The sequence below is a fragment of the Streptomyces yangpuensis genome (genome assembly GCF_024666385.1).
Taxonomy (GTDB): domain Bacteria; phylum Actinomycetota; class Actinomycetes; order Streptomycetales; family Streptomycetaceae; genus Streptomyces; species Streptomyces yangpuensis.
On the sequence record NZ_CP102514.1, the window covers coordinates 1,315,578 to 1,329,104 of the forward strand.

The following is a 13,527-nucleotide window of genomic DNA, read 5'->3' on the forward strand; positions in this document are numbered from 1 at the left end:
GATCGGGAGGTCGGGCTTACGGTGCGACGGAGGAGTAGTCGGCGAAGCCGCTCGGATCGTGGCGCCCGAAGCTGCCGTGCTCGAAGATGCCGTGACCGGTCCGCCCGTCGAGGGTGAAGCGGGCCGAGTGGTCGGTGACCCCGAAGGCGGCCATGGGGTGGGCGGCGGGGTGGGAGAGGTCGTAGACGCGGCGGTCGCTCCAGCCGCGGCCCTGCCAGGTGCCGTGCTGCCAGTCGCTTGCGGGCGGGTAGCCGGCGCCGACGGCGAGCGGGGAGGAGTTCAGTATCTCCACGCCCAGTTCCAGGGGTTTCCGGGACGGGTCGGTGAGGTGGACCGTGGCGCTCTCGGGGTGCCGGGTGCCGGGGCGGTAGCGGATCTCGGAGTGCGGCCAGCCGAGCTGGACGTCCGCGCGGCCGCTGCCCTCGGGGAAGACTTGCACGGCCTCGTTCAGGGTGCGGTGGCCGTCGGCGTCCTCCTGGGCGATGACCATGACGAAACGGTCGGCGAAGCGAACCGGGATCCAGAGCCAGTGGAAGCCGTCGGGGCGGTACTCCTCGGCCGCCCGGCCGCCCTCCTCTCCGGGGATCGGGCGCACGCCCCAACTCCGGTCGCGCGTACCGGTCCACTCCCCCGCCGTGAGGGTGAACTCCTCCCCCTTGGCGCGGATCGTGCCCGTCACGTTGCCGGCCTGGACGAAGCGCCGGCCTTCCAGCATGAGCCGGTCGCCGCGCCGCTGGATGTGGTGCGGCTCCCAGACGGCGGGGAACTCCGCGGTCCAGGTGATGTCGTACGAGAGCCCGTGCGGGTCGTCCGCGTCGGGGGCGCAGCGCAGTGTGAGCCGCTGGAGCGGCACGTCGACGGTGATGGACAGGGGACCCACGGAGAGGTTCATCCGGTCGTCGGTGAGGGCGTCGGAGGCCCGGACCGCCAGGAGTTCGTCGCCGAGGCGGAGGGTGGCGTAGGCGTCGATGACCCCGGCGTTGGGGTAGACGCCGAGGCCGAGGATCAGGACGGCGCGGCCGGCGTGGTCGAAGACGTGGAAGATGCACCGGTCGTAGGCGTTCCGGTCGCCGCTCACGAGGTGCTTCATCGACAAGGGGGCCTGGTGGATGGGGTACTCGTCGAGGGCGACGGGCCGGTCTGCGGGCATGACGGACCTCCGGGGCGGGTGACGGCGGGGGGCGGCGCGAGCGAATATGACGGTACGTCAGAAACCCATCCGTCGACCACCCTTCTGGCACGCCCTGACAGCAGGGCACGAAGTGGCGGGGGTGGGCGGGGGTGGGCGGGGGCACGGTCCGGCGGGCGCGGAAGGCGCGACGGCAACGCGAGGGCGGCAGCACAGCGCGGCGGGACACGAAACGACGGGCGGCGGCACTGGGTGGGGGCACGACGAGGCGGGGGTGGAAGGCACGACGGCGACGCGGGGGCGGCAGCACAGCGCGGCGGGACACGAAACGACGGGCGGCGACACGGGGCGGAGGCACGACGAGGCGGAGGCCAGAGGCGCGGGGCGGCTTCCGGGGAGCGAACCACGGCGGGACGGAGGCCAGAGGCGCGGCGGCGGTGTGAGGGCGAACCACAGCGAGGCGGGAGCCAGAGGCGCGGCGGCGGTGTGAGGGCGAACCACAGCGAGGCGGGAGCCAGAGGCGCGGCGGCGGTGTGAGGGCGAACCACAGCGAGGCGGGAGCCAGAGGCGCGGCGGTGGTGTGGGGGCGGGAGCCGCCCGAGCCTTGGTCAGTGACGCGTATGGGGGTTTTCCGTCAGTCCCATCGTCTCTCCGTGTCGTGCCGGTCCCTCAAGGGCGCTCCTTCGTCGCGTCGCTTCGCGAGGGCCTTCGGCCCCCCTTGACCGACCGTCCCGCCCCGGAAATCCGAAAGACTGCCGGGAAACCCCCAAAAGGACGGGCCGGGGGGAGTAAAGACACAGACGAGGCGGTGCCCTGCGCGGGCGAAGCCCGGTGCGCGTCCGATCGCTACGCGCTCCTGTCGGAGGGCGTCTGCAAGCCTCTTGGGCTGGACATAGGCCGCCATCGATCGCTACGCGCTCCTGCCTGACGGCGACTGCGAGCCCCTTGGGCTGGACATAGGCCGCCATCAATCGCTACGCGCTCCTGCCTGACGGCGACTGCGAGCCTCTGTTGCTGGTCATAGGCCGCGACAGATCACTGGGTGCTTCTCGAAGACGGCGAGTGCGGGCCCCGGGGGTCGGGCAGGGGCCGCCATCGATCGCTACGCGCTCCTGCGAGACGGCGTCCGCCGCCAGTTGGGGGCTGATCGGGGCGAATGGGAGGCCCGAAGGGCGGATCCATCGGCTCAGCCGAACTCAATCCCCGTCAGGGTGACCGTGAGATCCCATCCACACGCACAGAAAGGGGCAATTGGGGCACATTGAAGCCTCTTTGAGGTGCCCACCCTCCCAGACCCGGATGGGATTCGCCTCAGCCGTCATCTGCCGCTTTTCCAGTCCCCGACAGCCCGCAGGCGCCGTCTGTGGGAGCCCATTCCGGCCCCTGCGGCTTGTGAGCCACCCCTGACGGTCTGCGGACGCGTGATCGAGAAGCGCGTAGCGATCGATGGCGGCCTATGACCGACCCAAGAGGCTCGCAGACGCCGTCAGGCAGGAGCGCGTAGCGATTGATGGCGGCCTATGACCAGCCACAGAGGTTCGCAGTCGCCGTCGGGCAGGAGCGCGTAGCGATCTGTGGCGGCCTATGTCCAGCCCAAGGGGCTCGCAGACGCCTTCCGGTAGGAGCGCGTAGCGATTGGGGGCGCATCGGGCTTCGCCCGCGCCCCTCCGGTCGCCCCGTCTGTGTCTTTCTGCCCCCGGCCCGTTCCTTTGGGGGTTTCCCGGCAGTCTTTCGGATTTCCGGGGCGGGACGGTCGGTCAAGGGTGGAGCGCAGCGACATCGCGAAGCGACGCGACGAAGGAGCGCCCTTGAGGGACCGGCACGACACGGAGAGACGATGGGACTGACGGGAGACCCCCATACCCTCTCTGGCCGCCGCCCGGGTGGATCCCGCCCCCTGCCCGCCTGCGTGCCGTGCCCGCCTGTGCTCGCCCCCGCCCCGCCCCCGCCCCCGTGACCCGTCGAACGGATACGCGTACCGCGGGGGCGATTACCCGTGGCTTCGGTACGGCGTTGGCCCGGTATGAGCACGCTTCAGTCTTCAGCGGGCCGAAGGCGCCGTCCGATGTCCTCGGGTTTCGAAGAATCGGTTCAGCGCCCCCTTCGGCGTGAGCCGCAACGTGAGCAGCAGGTGCCCGATCCGCCGATCTACCGCGACCTGCTGGCCCGCTGGGCGGACGCCGGCCGGACTCTGCCCGGCCGGCGGGACCCGGAGTGGTCGCGCCTCACGTCCTCTCCGGTCTGGCCTTCCACCAGCAGCGGGCTGTACTGACCCGTCCCGCGTCGGACGCGGCGGACCGCGTCAGCGGGTCTCGGGCCCGGCCAGGTGGCGGGCGATGACCATGCGCTGGATCTGGTTGGTGCCCTCGACGATCTGGAGCACCTTCGCCTCGCGCATCAGCCGCTCGACGGGGAAGTCCGCGGTGTAGCCGTAGCCGCCGAGGACCTGCACCGCGTCCGTGGTGACGGCCATCGCCGCGTCCGTGCAGAACAGCTTGGCCATGGCCGCCTGCCGGGAGAACGGCTTGCCCGCGTCCCGCAGCCGCGCGGCGGCGAGGTACAGCGCCCGGCCCGCCTCGATCTTGGTGGCCATGTCGGCCAGCATGAAGCGCAGCCCCTGGAAGTCCGCGATGGGGTGACCGAACTGCTTGCGGTCCAGCGCGTAGGCGAGGGCCTCGTCCAGTGCCGCCTGGGCGACGCCGATGGCGCAGGCAGCGATGCCCAGCCGGCCCGCGTCGAGCGCGGCCAGGGCGATGGAGAACCCCTGCCCCTCCTCGCCGATGCGGCGGGAGTCCGGTACGCGTACGCCGTCGAAGTGCAGCTGGGCGGTGGGCGAGCCCTTCATGCCCATCTTCTTCTCGGGCACGGCCGCCGTCAGGCCCTCCGAGTCCCCCGGGACCAGGAAGGCGGTGATGCCCTTGGGGCCCTCGAGGCCGGTGCGGGCGAGGACGGTGTAGAAGTCGGCGACGCCGCCATGGGTGATCCAGGCCTTGGTGCCGGTGATGATCCAGTCGTCGCCGTCGCGGACCGCCTTGGTGCTCAGCGAGGCGGCGTCGGAGCCGGCGGCCGGCTCGGAGAGGCAGTAGGCGCCCAGGAGGCCGCCGCCGAGCATGGCGGGCAGGTGGGCGGCCTGCTGCTCCTTGGTGCCGTAGCCGCCGAGGCCGTGGCAGGCGAGGGAGTGCACGCTGACGCCGAGACCGACGGTCAGACGGGCCGCGGCCAGCTCCTCCAGGACCTGGAGGTAGACCTCGTACGGCTGCTCGCCGCCGCCGTACTCACCGGGGTACGGGAGGCCGAGCAGCCCGGCCTCGGAGAGCAGCGTGAAGACCTCTCGGGGGAACCGCCCGGAGTCCTCCTCCTCGGCGGCCCGGGGACGGATCTCGCGCTGGGCGATCTCGCGTACGAGGGCGAGGAGGTCGCGGGACTCCTCGGTGGGCAGCTGTCGGTCCACCGGCTGCGGGGCGCGGTCTGTCATGGCGGCGCTCTCCTCCCTGGTCGGGCACGGCGGCGGCGCGTGAGGTGTGGGACGCGCCGCCGGATGTCGGGCTCTGCGCAGCCGGTGCTGCCCTCCCGGGTCACGGAAGAGGCTGTTCAGCGGCTGCGGCGGCTTGAGTATGCCCGATCAGGGGCTTCCCGTCACCGGGGCAAGATCACCGACCGTTTCGAACGGCTCTTCGGCAGGGGGAGGTGCCGGACACTCCGGGGCGAACTCCTCGATCACCGCCAATGTCGCGCGCAGCTGGCGTACCAGCAGGGCTCCGAGCCGGGCGCGTCCGGGCCGGTCCGGGGCGCTCGGCCCGCCGATCCATTCCAGGGTGGTCCCTTCGACCGCGGAGAGCCAGCCCACGAGGGCGAGACGGGCGATCGGCGGGAGGGTGCGGCGCCCGTACGCGCCTTCGGCGATGGCGGCGAGCAGTTCCTCGCGTACGGTGTCGCGGATGGCGAGGACCTCGGCGTCGCAGCCGACACCTCCGGTGACGATGGTGCGGTAGGCGGCGTGGTGGTGCTCGGCGTACTCGAGGTAGCCGTCGAGGGTCCGGTGGAGCCGCTCGGCGTTCGGGAGGCCGGTGTCGCCGCCGGCGCGCGCGACGAGCCCGGCCATGGAGTCCTCGACGATGGCGAGGTAGTAGCCGCGCTTGCTCTGGAAGTAGTAGTAGATCAGCCCTTTGGCGACGCCGGCCTGTTTGGCGATGTCGTCCATGCAGAGCGTGTCGTAGGAGGTGTCGGCGAACAACTTGCGGCCGATGGCTATGAGTTCGGCCCTGCGCACCTGCGAGCGCCCGGTCACTCCACGCTGTTGACTATTGTTCAAATTCGGCCCCAGCCTCGAACTGCCACAGGATGGCCGAAGTATGGCAGACCGGGGCGTCAGGCCCGCCCCCCGCTCGGGAAGGCGCCAGAAGGCGTCAGAGCCAGCCCACCTGGGTGACGAACATGGCCACGACGACCACGAGGGTCCAGCCGAGTACGTGCTCCAGCCAGCTGGAGTCCTCATCGGGGCCCCCGGTGCGGGCGAGGCTCCCGGAGGATGCGGTCGGGGCGGCGGTGTCTGCGGTCATGGTGTCCAATGTGCCAGCGTTCGCGGCATTCGCGGTAGCCAGGACCAGGGAGACGAGGGTCACTGGTGGCGCACGTCACGCCGCCGGGCCCCGGCCGCTCCGGCTGGTGCGCGGTGCGGTCGGGGCCCGGCTGCCGGTTCCTTCCGGTGTCGGTTTCCGACGGTTCTTGTTTGCGTATCGGACGGTTTCGTGCCGGACGCCGTCCCCTTCCGGGCGGTTTCCGTGTCGGACGGCTTCCGCGTCAGACCCGGGTTTCACCCCTGCGGCCGGCCATGGCCGCCATCGCGAGGCCGAGGCACAGGGCGACGGCGCCGGTGATCACGTTGCTGACCACCGCGCGCGTGGCGTCCATCTCACCGGCGATGGCCCACGGGGCGATGATCGTCCAGGCGCCCAGGGCGACCGCGGTCCACGCCATCGCGTGGGTGCGCTCGTAGGCGGAGCCCAGGCCGCCCATGCACAGGCAGTACGCCAGGCCGACGATCAGGTTGTTGATCGCCAACGGGAGCAGGATGCCGAATCCCGCGATCCACGGAGAGGCGGCCAGGTATATGCCGGTTATCAGGGCCAGCGCTTCGACGGCCTGCGCACGGGGAGTGGTGGTCACCCGCTCGAACCGGGTGCGCATCTCGGCGAGGTCGGGGTGGTGCTCGATGCTGGGGTGGGTGGTCATGGCGGGCCGCCTCCTATGAGAAGCCTTTATGTGCCATTTACCCCATAATGTTCCGCCCTACCGCCTGCCCGGTCAACGGGCAATTTCGCGCTTCCTCACAGCACGCCGACCGCCCGCAGGGCCCGGACCTGACCCGGTCCCGGCAGGGCGGGCGCGTAGAGGTAGCAGACCCCGCCGCTCCCGGAGGCGATCTTCCCTGCGGCGGCCGTGCGCTTGGTGCGCAGCCAGATGTTCTCCCATTGGGCACGCCGGTAGACCCGGCGCACGGACGGGTTGTCGGGGGCGTGGGGGTCGTTGACGACCACGTCCCCGGCGGCGGTGAAGCCGACGACGGTCATCAGGTGGCCGGCCGTGCCGTAGCCGGCGCCCGTGAGCTCCTCGGCGCGGAAGGACGTGGAGGTGATGGCGGGAATGCCGGCCCTCACCACGGTCTCCAGGTCGGTCAGGGAGGCGAGGCGGGTGACGACCCCGGCGAGGCCGCTGTAGGTGGCGGCGTAGGCGGCGTTGAAGGACCAGTTGCCGCAGCCCTTGTAGGCGGCGTCGTAGGTGGAGCGGGCGGCGTGGCAGACCTGCGGGTCGGAGTAGGCGGGGTCCACCCAGGCCAGGGCGGCGGGGTCGGCCTTGCGGCCGAAGTGCTCGATGACCATCTGGGAGGAGGTGGGGCTGCACCAGGCCTCGCCGCCGTTGTCGTACTCGGGATAGCGCCCGGAGTGGGTCTGCTGCGAGTAGCGCGGGACGGCGAGCTCGTGGGCGGTGCCGGAGGGGCGGGAGGCGGGGACCGTGAACCGGTCGGGGACGTCGGAGGCCATCGCGCCCGCCAGCCACACCGTCGGGCCGGTGCCGGCGCCGGGCCGGCGGTGGAGGGTCAGGCGCAGCTGCCAGCCGGCGATGCGCAGGCCGCCGGCCGCGGCGGGCGCGTCGACCGCGAGGGTGTCGGTCCAGACGGTGGACCTGCCGTCGGTCTGGCCGTCCACCGAGGTGCGCCGGATGTCCGCGTCGCCGGAGGCCCACCGGCCCATCACGTACCAGGGGCCGGTGACGCCGTCGGTGTAGGCGGCGCGCAGCTCGACCTGGATCCAGGTGCCGGCCGGGGTGCGGGCGTTCCAGGAGGTGACGACCTCGGTGGCGGGCACCGTGGAGCCGTGCACCGGGGAGGTCCACGTGGCGTACTCCCAGGTGCTCTTGCGCCCGGTGTGCGGGTCGGCGTACTCGGTGCGGCCGACGGCCGTACGGATCTCCAGGCCGGGGCGGGCGCCGGCGACGGCGGTGGTGCCGCGGTGGGCGCCGGCCCGCCAGTGGCCGTACGAGAACCAGAAGCGGTTGTCGACGGTGGGGCCCTGCGCGCGGGGGGCCCCGGCGGCGGCCGCCGGGGTGCCGCCGCCCGGGACGGAGGCGGCGGTGGCCGCGGTGGCGACCGCGAGCGCGGCGACGAGTACGGCCCTGCGTGGCGTGGGTGCGGTCATCGCGTGGTCCCCCGGGGTGGGTCGGCGCTTCGGTGGTGTCACCCTTCCAGGTTCCCGGCGGGCGAGGGCCCAAGCCACGGGTCGTGTCGGGCTTGTCTACGCTGGTCGGGTGGAGCCGCACCAGTCACTTGAGCCACTCGCCCGGGAGCTCGCCGTCCTGCCCGCCTCGCTCGGGCCGGTGCGCCTGATCGGGATCGACGGGCACGCCGGATCCGGTAAGAGCACCTTCGCGGGGCGGCTCGCCGAGGCGCTGGGCGGGGCGCCCGTGCTGCACCTGGACGACGTGGCCAGCCACGCGGAGCTGTTCGGCTGGGAGGAGCGGCTGCGCGTCCAGGTGCTGGAGCCGCTCGCCGGCGGCCGGCCCGCGCACTGGGCGCCGTACGACTGGGTGGAGCGCCGTTGGGGACCGGAGCGGGTGCTGGAGCCGGCGCCGGTGCTGCTGGTGGAGGGGGTCGGCGCGGGGCGGCGGGCGCTGCGCCCGCACCTGGCACGGCTGGTGTGGATGGAGACCCCGCGGGCGGAGTCCTGGCTGCGGGGGCGTGAGCGGGACGGGCGTGAACTCGCCGGTTTCTGGGACGGATGGGAGCGCGCGGAGCGTGCGCACTTCTCCAGTGATCCTTCGCGCCCCTTCGCCGACACTCTGGTACGCCAGAGCAGTACGGGATACGAGTGGTCTTCAGGGACCGGAGCGACGGCGGGAAACCCTGCTTCCCTCACCGACCGTGACGAACTCCCCCGGGCCTGATCGGCCTGGGATTTCCGCCCGGCCGGGCCTGCGCCGACCTCCTTGACCCGGGGACCGCGGCGGCCTTACGTTCTCAATGCGGGGCCTTCACCGGCCGCCGCGCACACGAAGCCCCCGGTTGTTCCCCCGTGACCGGGGGCTTCGTTCTGCCCGCGAGCCCCCTCGGCAGGGGTGCCGTGTGCGGCACACGCACCCCCGACGTTCACTCTGTGTCACCTCGGGCGTGCCGGGTCCGCTCCCGAACCGGGCCCGCCGCACCCTACGTAAGGTGCGAAAGCGCAGGTACGATGCAGCCCTGATTTCAGCGACGTCAGGCGGGGGCACCGGTACAACTCGCGCGCTCTGAGCGGGGGTTGCCGCGCACCACGGGCAGGCTTGTGGGGGACGTGATGGATTTCGCCACGCCGGGCAGCATGCACGCCCCGGCCGAACTCGCCTGGCTGCGGGGGGTCGACGCCTGCACCATGGGCGCCTACCCGCAGGCCGAGGAGGAGTTCCGGACGGCCGTGCGGCTCGACCCCTCGATGGCCGACGCGTGGCTGGGCCTGCACGCGCTGCGGGTCGACACGGGCAACGCGTTATTGCGCATGTACGCGCACCGGGACCGCTTCGGCGAGCAGCGGGCCCGCCACCGCAGGACCCTCAACTCCTGGTACTGGCTGGGCTGGTGGGTGCAGCCGGTGCTGGAGAACCGGCGGGACCTGCTGCTCGCCCACGCCTCGCACTGGCTGGACGGCCGCCACGTGCCCGAGCTGGACCAGGCCCTCGCCGCGCTGCCACCGGTCGACACCGACGCGCAGGTGCGGTTCCTGCACGCCTGCCGGGCCTACCTGGTCAAGGACTGGGAGCAGTTGGTCCGGCACACCGAGCCGCTGGTGAACGATCCGCTGCTGGGGATCGAGGCGGGCCTGTTCGGCGGGATGGCTCGGGTCCGGCTGGAGATGTACGGGCAGGCGGAGCCGCTGCTGTCGGCGGCGCTGATGCGCTGCCGCAGTGAGCAGCCGCAGCGCAAGGAGCTGCGGTACTGGCTGGCGCGGGCGCACGAGGGGACGGGCCGCAGCGCGGCGGCGCTGCCGCTGTACCGGGCGGTGCACCGGGTGGATCCCTCGTTCATGGACACGGCGGCCCGGCTGACGGCCATCGAGGACGGTGACGACACCGACGGCATGGCCGATCTGGCGGGCCTGGCCGGGTACTCCGGGTACGGCGGCTACGCGGCGCACGGCCCGTCCCCGGCCGGCGGGGACTTCGCGGGGGTCGCCCTGGGGGGCGTCCCGCTGGGCGGCGGGCCCGTCCAGGATCTCGCCGCGGACGGTCCGGCGGGGCTGGATCCACTGGCTCCGCCCCCTCCCCCGCCCGGCCGGATGGAGGGCGTACGGCGCAAGGCGTCCGTCCCGCCGCAGGGCTCGGCGGACGGGCTTCCGGCCGGGCCGCCGGACCCGGCGGCGCTGGCGGAGGCGCTGGCGGAGCTGGAGCGGATGGTGGGCCTGGAGCCGGTCAAGCGACAGGTGAAGGCGCTCTCCGCGCAGCTGCACATGGCGCGGCTGCGGGCGGGGCAGGGGCTGCCGGTGCAGCCGCCGAAACGGCACTTCGTGTTCTCCGGCCCGTCCGGCACCGGCAAGACCACGGTGGCGCGGATCCTGGGCCGGGTGTTCTACGCGCTGGGCCTGCTCGGCGGGGACCATCTCGTCGAGGCGCAGCGGGCCGATCTGGTGGGCGAGTTCCTCGGGCAGACCGCGGTGAAGGCCAACGAGCTGATCGATTCGGCGATCGGCGGGGTGCTGTTCGTGGACGAGGCGTATTCGCTGTCGAACACGGGCTACAGCAAGGGTGACGCGTACGGCGACGAGGCCCTGCAGGTGCTCCTCAAGCGGGCCGAGGACAACCGGGACCACCTGGTGGTGATCCTGGCCGGGTATCCGGCCGGGATGGACCGGCTGCTGGCGGCCAATCCGGGGCTGTCGTCGCGGTTCACCACGCGGGTGGACTTCCCCAGCTACCGGCCCCCCGAGCTGACCGCGATCGGCGGCGTCCTGGCGGACGCCAACGGCGACCGGTGGGACGAGGAGGCCCTGGAGGAGCTGCGCAGCATCAGCGGCCACGTGGTGGAGCAGGGCTGGATCGACGAGCTCGGCAACGGCCGCTTCCTGCGCACCCTGTACGAGAAGAGCTGTGCCTACCGGGACCTGCGGCTGGCGGGCTTCGCGGGCGAGCCGTCGCGTGACGACCTGGCGACCCTGCGGCTGCCGGACCTGATGCAGGCGTACGGGGAGGTCCTGTCGGGCCGCGGCCCGCAGGAGCGCCCGGAGCCGCCGGCCCTGTAGGGGACCGGCGGCTGACGGGAACGGACGGCGGGGCCGGAACGGCGGTGTGCGGTCGCTGCGGCCCGCCGGGCTACGAACGGCCCGCCGGGACCCGGTGCGCCGGGTCGCGGACCTCACCGACCAGCATTTCCAGGACGTCCTCCAGGGTGACCAGGCCGAGCACCCGCCCACTCTGGTCGGCGACCTGGGCCAGGTGGGTGGCGTCGCGACGCATGACGCCGAGGGCGTCGTCCAGCGGGACGGTGGCGCACAGGGTGGTCATGCGCCGCCAGACCCGCTGCGGCACGGCCCGTTCCCGGTCCTCCAGGTCCAGTACGTCCTTGACGTGCAGGTAGCCCATGAAGGCGCCGCTGTCGGCACGGACGGGGAACCGGGAGTAGCCCGTACGTACGGTCAGCTGTTCGATCTGCCGCGGGGTGACGGCCGGGCCGACGGTGACCAGGCGGTCGGGGTCGAGGAGGACGTCGGTGACGGGGCGGCTGCCCAGTTCCAGGGCGTCCTCCAGCCGTTCCTGCTCGACCGGCTCCAGGAGCCCGGCCTGCCGGGAGTCCTTGAGGAGCCGGCCCAGCTGGGTGGAGGTGTAGGCGGCCTCGACCTCGTCCTTGGGCTCGACCTTGAAGAGCTTCAGGACGACCTTGGCGCAGGCGCCGAGCGCGGTGGTGACCGGCCCGCACAGGCGGGCGAAGGCGACCAGGCCGGGGCTGAACCACAGGGCGGTCTTCTCGGGGGCGGCCATGGCGAGGTTCTTGGGGACCATCTCGCCGATGACCAGGTGCAGGAAGACCACGGCGGCGAGCGCGAGGGCGTAGCCGAGAGGGTGGATCAGGCCCTGCGGGACGTGGACGGCGTGGAAGACGGGCTCCAGCAGCCGGGCCACGGTGGGTTCGGCGACGGCGCCCAGGGTGAGCGAGCAGATGGTGATGCCGAACTGCGCGGCGGCCATCATGCGGGGCAGGTTCTCCAGGCCGTGGAGCACCTGGCGGGCCCGTTTGGACTCGGCCGCGAGGGGCTCGATCTGGCTGCGCCGGACGGAGACGAGTGCGAACTCGGCGCCGACGAAGAAGCCGTTGGCGAGGACCAGGAGCAGTGCGAAGACGAGCTGGAGCGCGTTCACCGGGCGGCGCCTTCCAGCGCGGCCGGCTGCGGGGCGGCGTCGCCGTGGCGGCCGGAGCCGGGCACGGAGGCGCCGGTATGGTCCGCGGCCTGCCGGTCGGCCTGCCGGTGGGAGCCCGCGACGGGTACGGCCGGATGGGGGCCCGCGGCGGGTACGGCTGTCAGCCGGACCAGCCGGACGCGTTCCGCCCGGTTGCGGCCGACCCTGCGGACGGACAGCTTCCAGCCGGGGAGGTCGGCGCGGTCCCCGGGGGCGGGGATCCGGCCGAGGAGGTCGGCGACGAGGCCGGCGACGGTCTCGTAGGGGCCCTCGGGGACCTCCAGGCCTATCCGGCGCAGGGTCTGCACGCGGCAGCTGCCGTCGGCCTCCCAGGAGGGGCGGCCGTCCTCGGCGGGCACGGCGGCGAGTTCGGGGGTCTCGTCCTCGGCGAGGTCGTGCTCGTCGCGGACCTCCCCGACCAGTTCCTCCACGATGTCCTCCAGGGTGACGACGCCGGCGGTGCCGCCGTACTCGTCGACGACCACGGCCATCGGCTGCTCGCTGCGCAGCCGCTCCAGCAGCGGCTGCACGGGCAGGGAGCCGGGCACCAGCAGCGGGGGGACGCAGATCCGGCCGACGCTGATGCGGTCGCGCTCGGACTCGGCGACGGCGAGGGCGTCCTTGAGGTGGACCACGCCGGTGATCTCGTCGATGCGTTCGCGGTAGACCGGGAAGCGGGACAGGCCCGTGGCGCGGGTCAGGTTCAGCACGTCGGCCGCGGTGGCCGTCTGCTGGAGGGCGCTGACCTTCACCCGTGGGGTCATGACGTGCTGGGCCGTCAGCTCGCCCAGCGACAGGGTCCGCACGAAGAGGTCCGCGGTGTCCTGTTCGAGGGCGCCGGCCTGGGCCGAATGGCGGACCAGGGAGACGAGCTCGCCCGGGGTGCGGGCGGAGGCCATCTCCTCGGTGGGCTCCACGCCGAGGGCCCGTACGAGCCGGTTGGCGACGGCGTTGAGGCCGGCGATGACGGGCCGGAAGACCCGTGAGAAGGCGTTCTGGGGGCCGGCGACGAAGCGGGCCACCTGGAGGGGCCGGGAGACCGCCCAGTTCTTCGGGACGAGCTCGCCGACGACCATCTGGACGGCGGAGGCGAGCAGCATGCCGATGACGACGGCGACGCCGGATGCGGCTCCCTTGGGGAGGCCGGTCGCGGAGAGCGGCCCGGCCAGCAGTGCGGCGAGGGCGGGCTCGGCGAGCATGCCGACCACGAGGGAGGTGATGGTGATGCCGAGCTGGGTGCCGGAGAGCTGGAAGGACAGCTCCCGCAGGGCCTTGACGACCGTGCGGGCACGGCGGTCCCCGTCGGCTGCGGCGCGCTCGGCCTCGGGGCGTTCCACGGTGACGAGGCCGAACTCGGCCGCCACGAAGAATCCGTTGGCGAGGATCAGGGCGAATGCCGCCGCGAGCAGGAGTAGCGGGATGGTCATGCCGCCGCCTCCGGGGGGAGGGCGGCGCGGGTATTACCGGACGATCCGTCCATT

11 protein-coding genes are annotated in these 13,527 nt (G+C 72.9%); 3 read left to right on the forward strand and 8 right to left on the reverse strand.

Features of this window, described 5'->3' with window-relative positions:
- Positions 1-16 precede the first annotated feature (16 nt).
- Positions 17-1,150: an Rv3169 family protein gene (locus tag NRK68_RS06055; protein WP_183067494.1), complete on the reverse strand. Its 1,134-nt coding sequence runs from the start codon at positions 1,148-1,150 to the stop codon at positions 17-19.
- A 2,110-nt stretch (positions 1,151-3,260) separates the two neighbouring features.
- Between NRK68_RS06055 and NRK68_RS06060 the strand changes: the two genes are divergently transcribed.
- The gene (locus NRK68_RS06060) at positions 3,261-3,401 is read left to right on the forward strand and encodes a hypothetical protein (protein ID WP_234327941.1); all 141 of its coding nucleotides are present in this window, start codon (positions 3,261-3,263) and stop codon (positions 3,399-3,401) included.
- Positions 3,402-3,431: 30 nt separating this feature from the next.
- Here the strand turns inward: NRK68_RS06060 and NRK68_RS06065 are convergent, their stop codons facing one another.
- The 5 genes from NRK68_RS06065 to NRK68_RS06085 form a co-directional block, all read right to left on the reverse strand.
- Positions 3,432-4,604, reverse strand: coding sequence for an acyl-CoA dehydrogenase (locus tag NRK68_RS06065; protein ID WP_257855274.1), 1,173 nt, complete (start codon positions 4,602-4,604; stop codon positions 3,432-3,434).
- A 147-nt stretch (positions 4,605-4,751) separates the two neighbouring features.
- Positions 4,752-5,441, reverse strand: coding sequence for a TetR/AcrR family transcriptional regulator (locus tag NRK68_RS06070; RefSeq protein ID WP_257855275.1), 690 nt, complete (start codon positions 5,439-5,441; stop codon positions 4,752-4,754).
- Between the two features lie 94 nt (positions 5,442-5,535).
- The gene (locus tag NRK68_RS06075; RefSeq protein WP_257855277.1) at positions 5,536-5,688 is read right to left on the reverse strand and encodes an SCO1431 family membrane protein; all 153 of its coding nucleotides are present in this window, start codon (positions 5,686-5,688) and stop codon (positions 5,536-5,538) included.
- A 241-nt stretch (positions 5,689-5,929) separates the two neighbouring features.
- Positions 5,930-6,361: an SPW repeat protein gene (locus tag NRK68_RS06080; protein WP_183067497.1), complete on the reverse strand. Its 432-nt coding sequence runs from the start codon at positions 6,359-6,361 to the stop codon at positions 5,930-5,932.
- A 95-nt stretch (positions 6,362-6,456) separates the two neighbouring features.
- Complete coding sequence (locus tag NRK68_RS06085) at positions 6,457-7,824, reverse strand: C39 family peptidase (RefSeq protein ID WP_183067498.1); 1,368 nt, start codon at positions 7,822-7,824, stop codon at positions 6,457-6,459.
- Between the two features lie 109 nt (positions 7,825-7,933).
- On the opposite strand from NRK68_RS06085, the gene NRK68_RS06090 reads away from it, so the two are divergent.
- Positions 7,934-8,569 carry a uridine kinase family protein gene (locus NRK68_RS06090; RefSeq protein WP_183067499.1) on the forward strand — a complete coding sequence of 212 codons (636 nt, stop codon included), beginning with the start codon at positions 7,934-7,936 and terminating at the stop codon, positions 8,567-8,569.
- Positions 8,570-8,958: 389 nt separating this feature from the next.
- Positions 8,959-10,893, forward strand: a complete 1,935-nt coding sequence (locus NRK68_RS06095; RefSeq protein ID WP_257855278.1) for an AAA family ATPase — start codon at positions 8,959-8,961, stop codon at positions 10,891-10,893.
- 70 nt (positions 10,894-10,963) lie between these two features.
- On the opposite strand, the gene NRK68_RS06100 is transcribed toward NRK68_RS06095, so the two are convergent.
- Positions 10,964-12,007 carry a hemolysin family protein gene (locus NRK68_RS06100; protein WP_183067501.1) on the reverse strand — a complete coding sequence of 348 codons (1,044 nt, stop codon included), beginning with the start codon at positions 12,005-12,007 and terminating at the stop codon, positions 10,964-10,966.
- Complete coding sequence (locus NRK68_RS06105) at positions 12,004-13,473, reverse strand: hemolysin family protein (RefSeq protein WP_257855279.1); 1,470 nt, start codon at positions 13,471-13,473, stop codon at positions 12,004-12,006. Before NRK68_RS06105 ends, NRK68_RS06100 begins: the two co-directional genes overlap by 4 nt.
- Positions 13,474-13,527 lie beyond the last annotated feature (54 nt).

Bases quoted from the DNA above. Each gene is read 5' to 3' on its own strand.
- NRK68_RS06055 (WP_183067494.1), bottom strand. From the start codon at position 1,150: ATGCCCGCAGACCGGCCCGTCGCCCTCGACGAGTACCCCATCCACCAG.
- NRK68_RS06065 (WP_257855274.1), bottom strand. From the start codon at position 4,604: ATGACAGACCGCGCCCCGCAGCCGGTGGACCGACAGCTGCCCACCGAG.
- NRK68_RS06075 (WP_257855277.1), bottom strand. From the start codon at position 5,688: ATGACCGCAGACACCGCCGCCCCGACCGCATCCTCCGGGAGCCTCGCC.
- NRK68_RS06080 (WP_183067497.1), bottom strand. From the start codon at position 6,361: ATGACCACCCACCCCAGCATCGAGCACCACCCCGACCTCGCCGAGATG.
- NRK68_RS06085 (WP_183067498.1), bottom strand. From the start codon at position 7,824: ATGACCGCACCCACGCCACGCAGGGCCGTACTCGTCGCCGCGCTCGCG.
- NRK68_RS06095 (WP_257855278.1), top strand. From the start codon at position 8,959: ATGGATTTCGCCACGCCGGGCAGCATGCACGCCCCGGCCGAACTCGCC.
- NRK68_RS06105 (WP_257855279.1), bottom strand. From the start codon at position 13,473: ATGACCATCCCGCTACTCCTGCTCGCGGCGGCATTCGCCCTGATCCTC.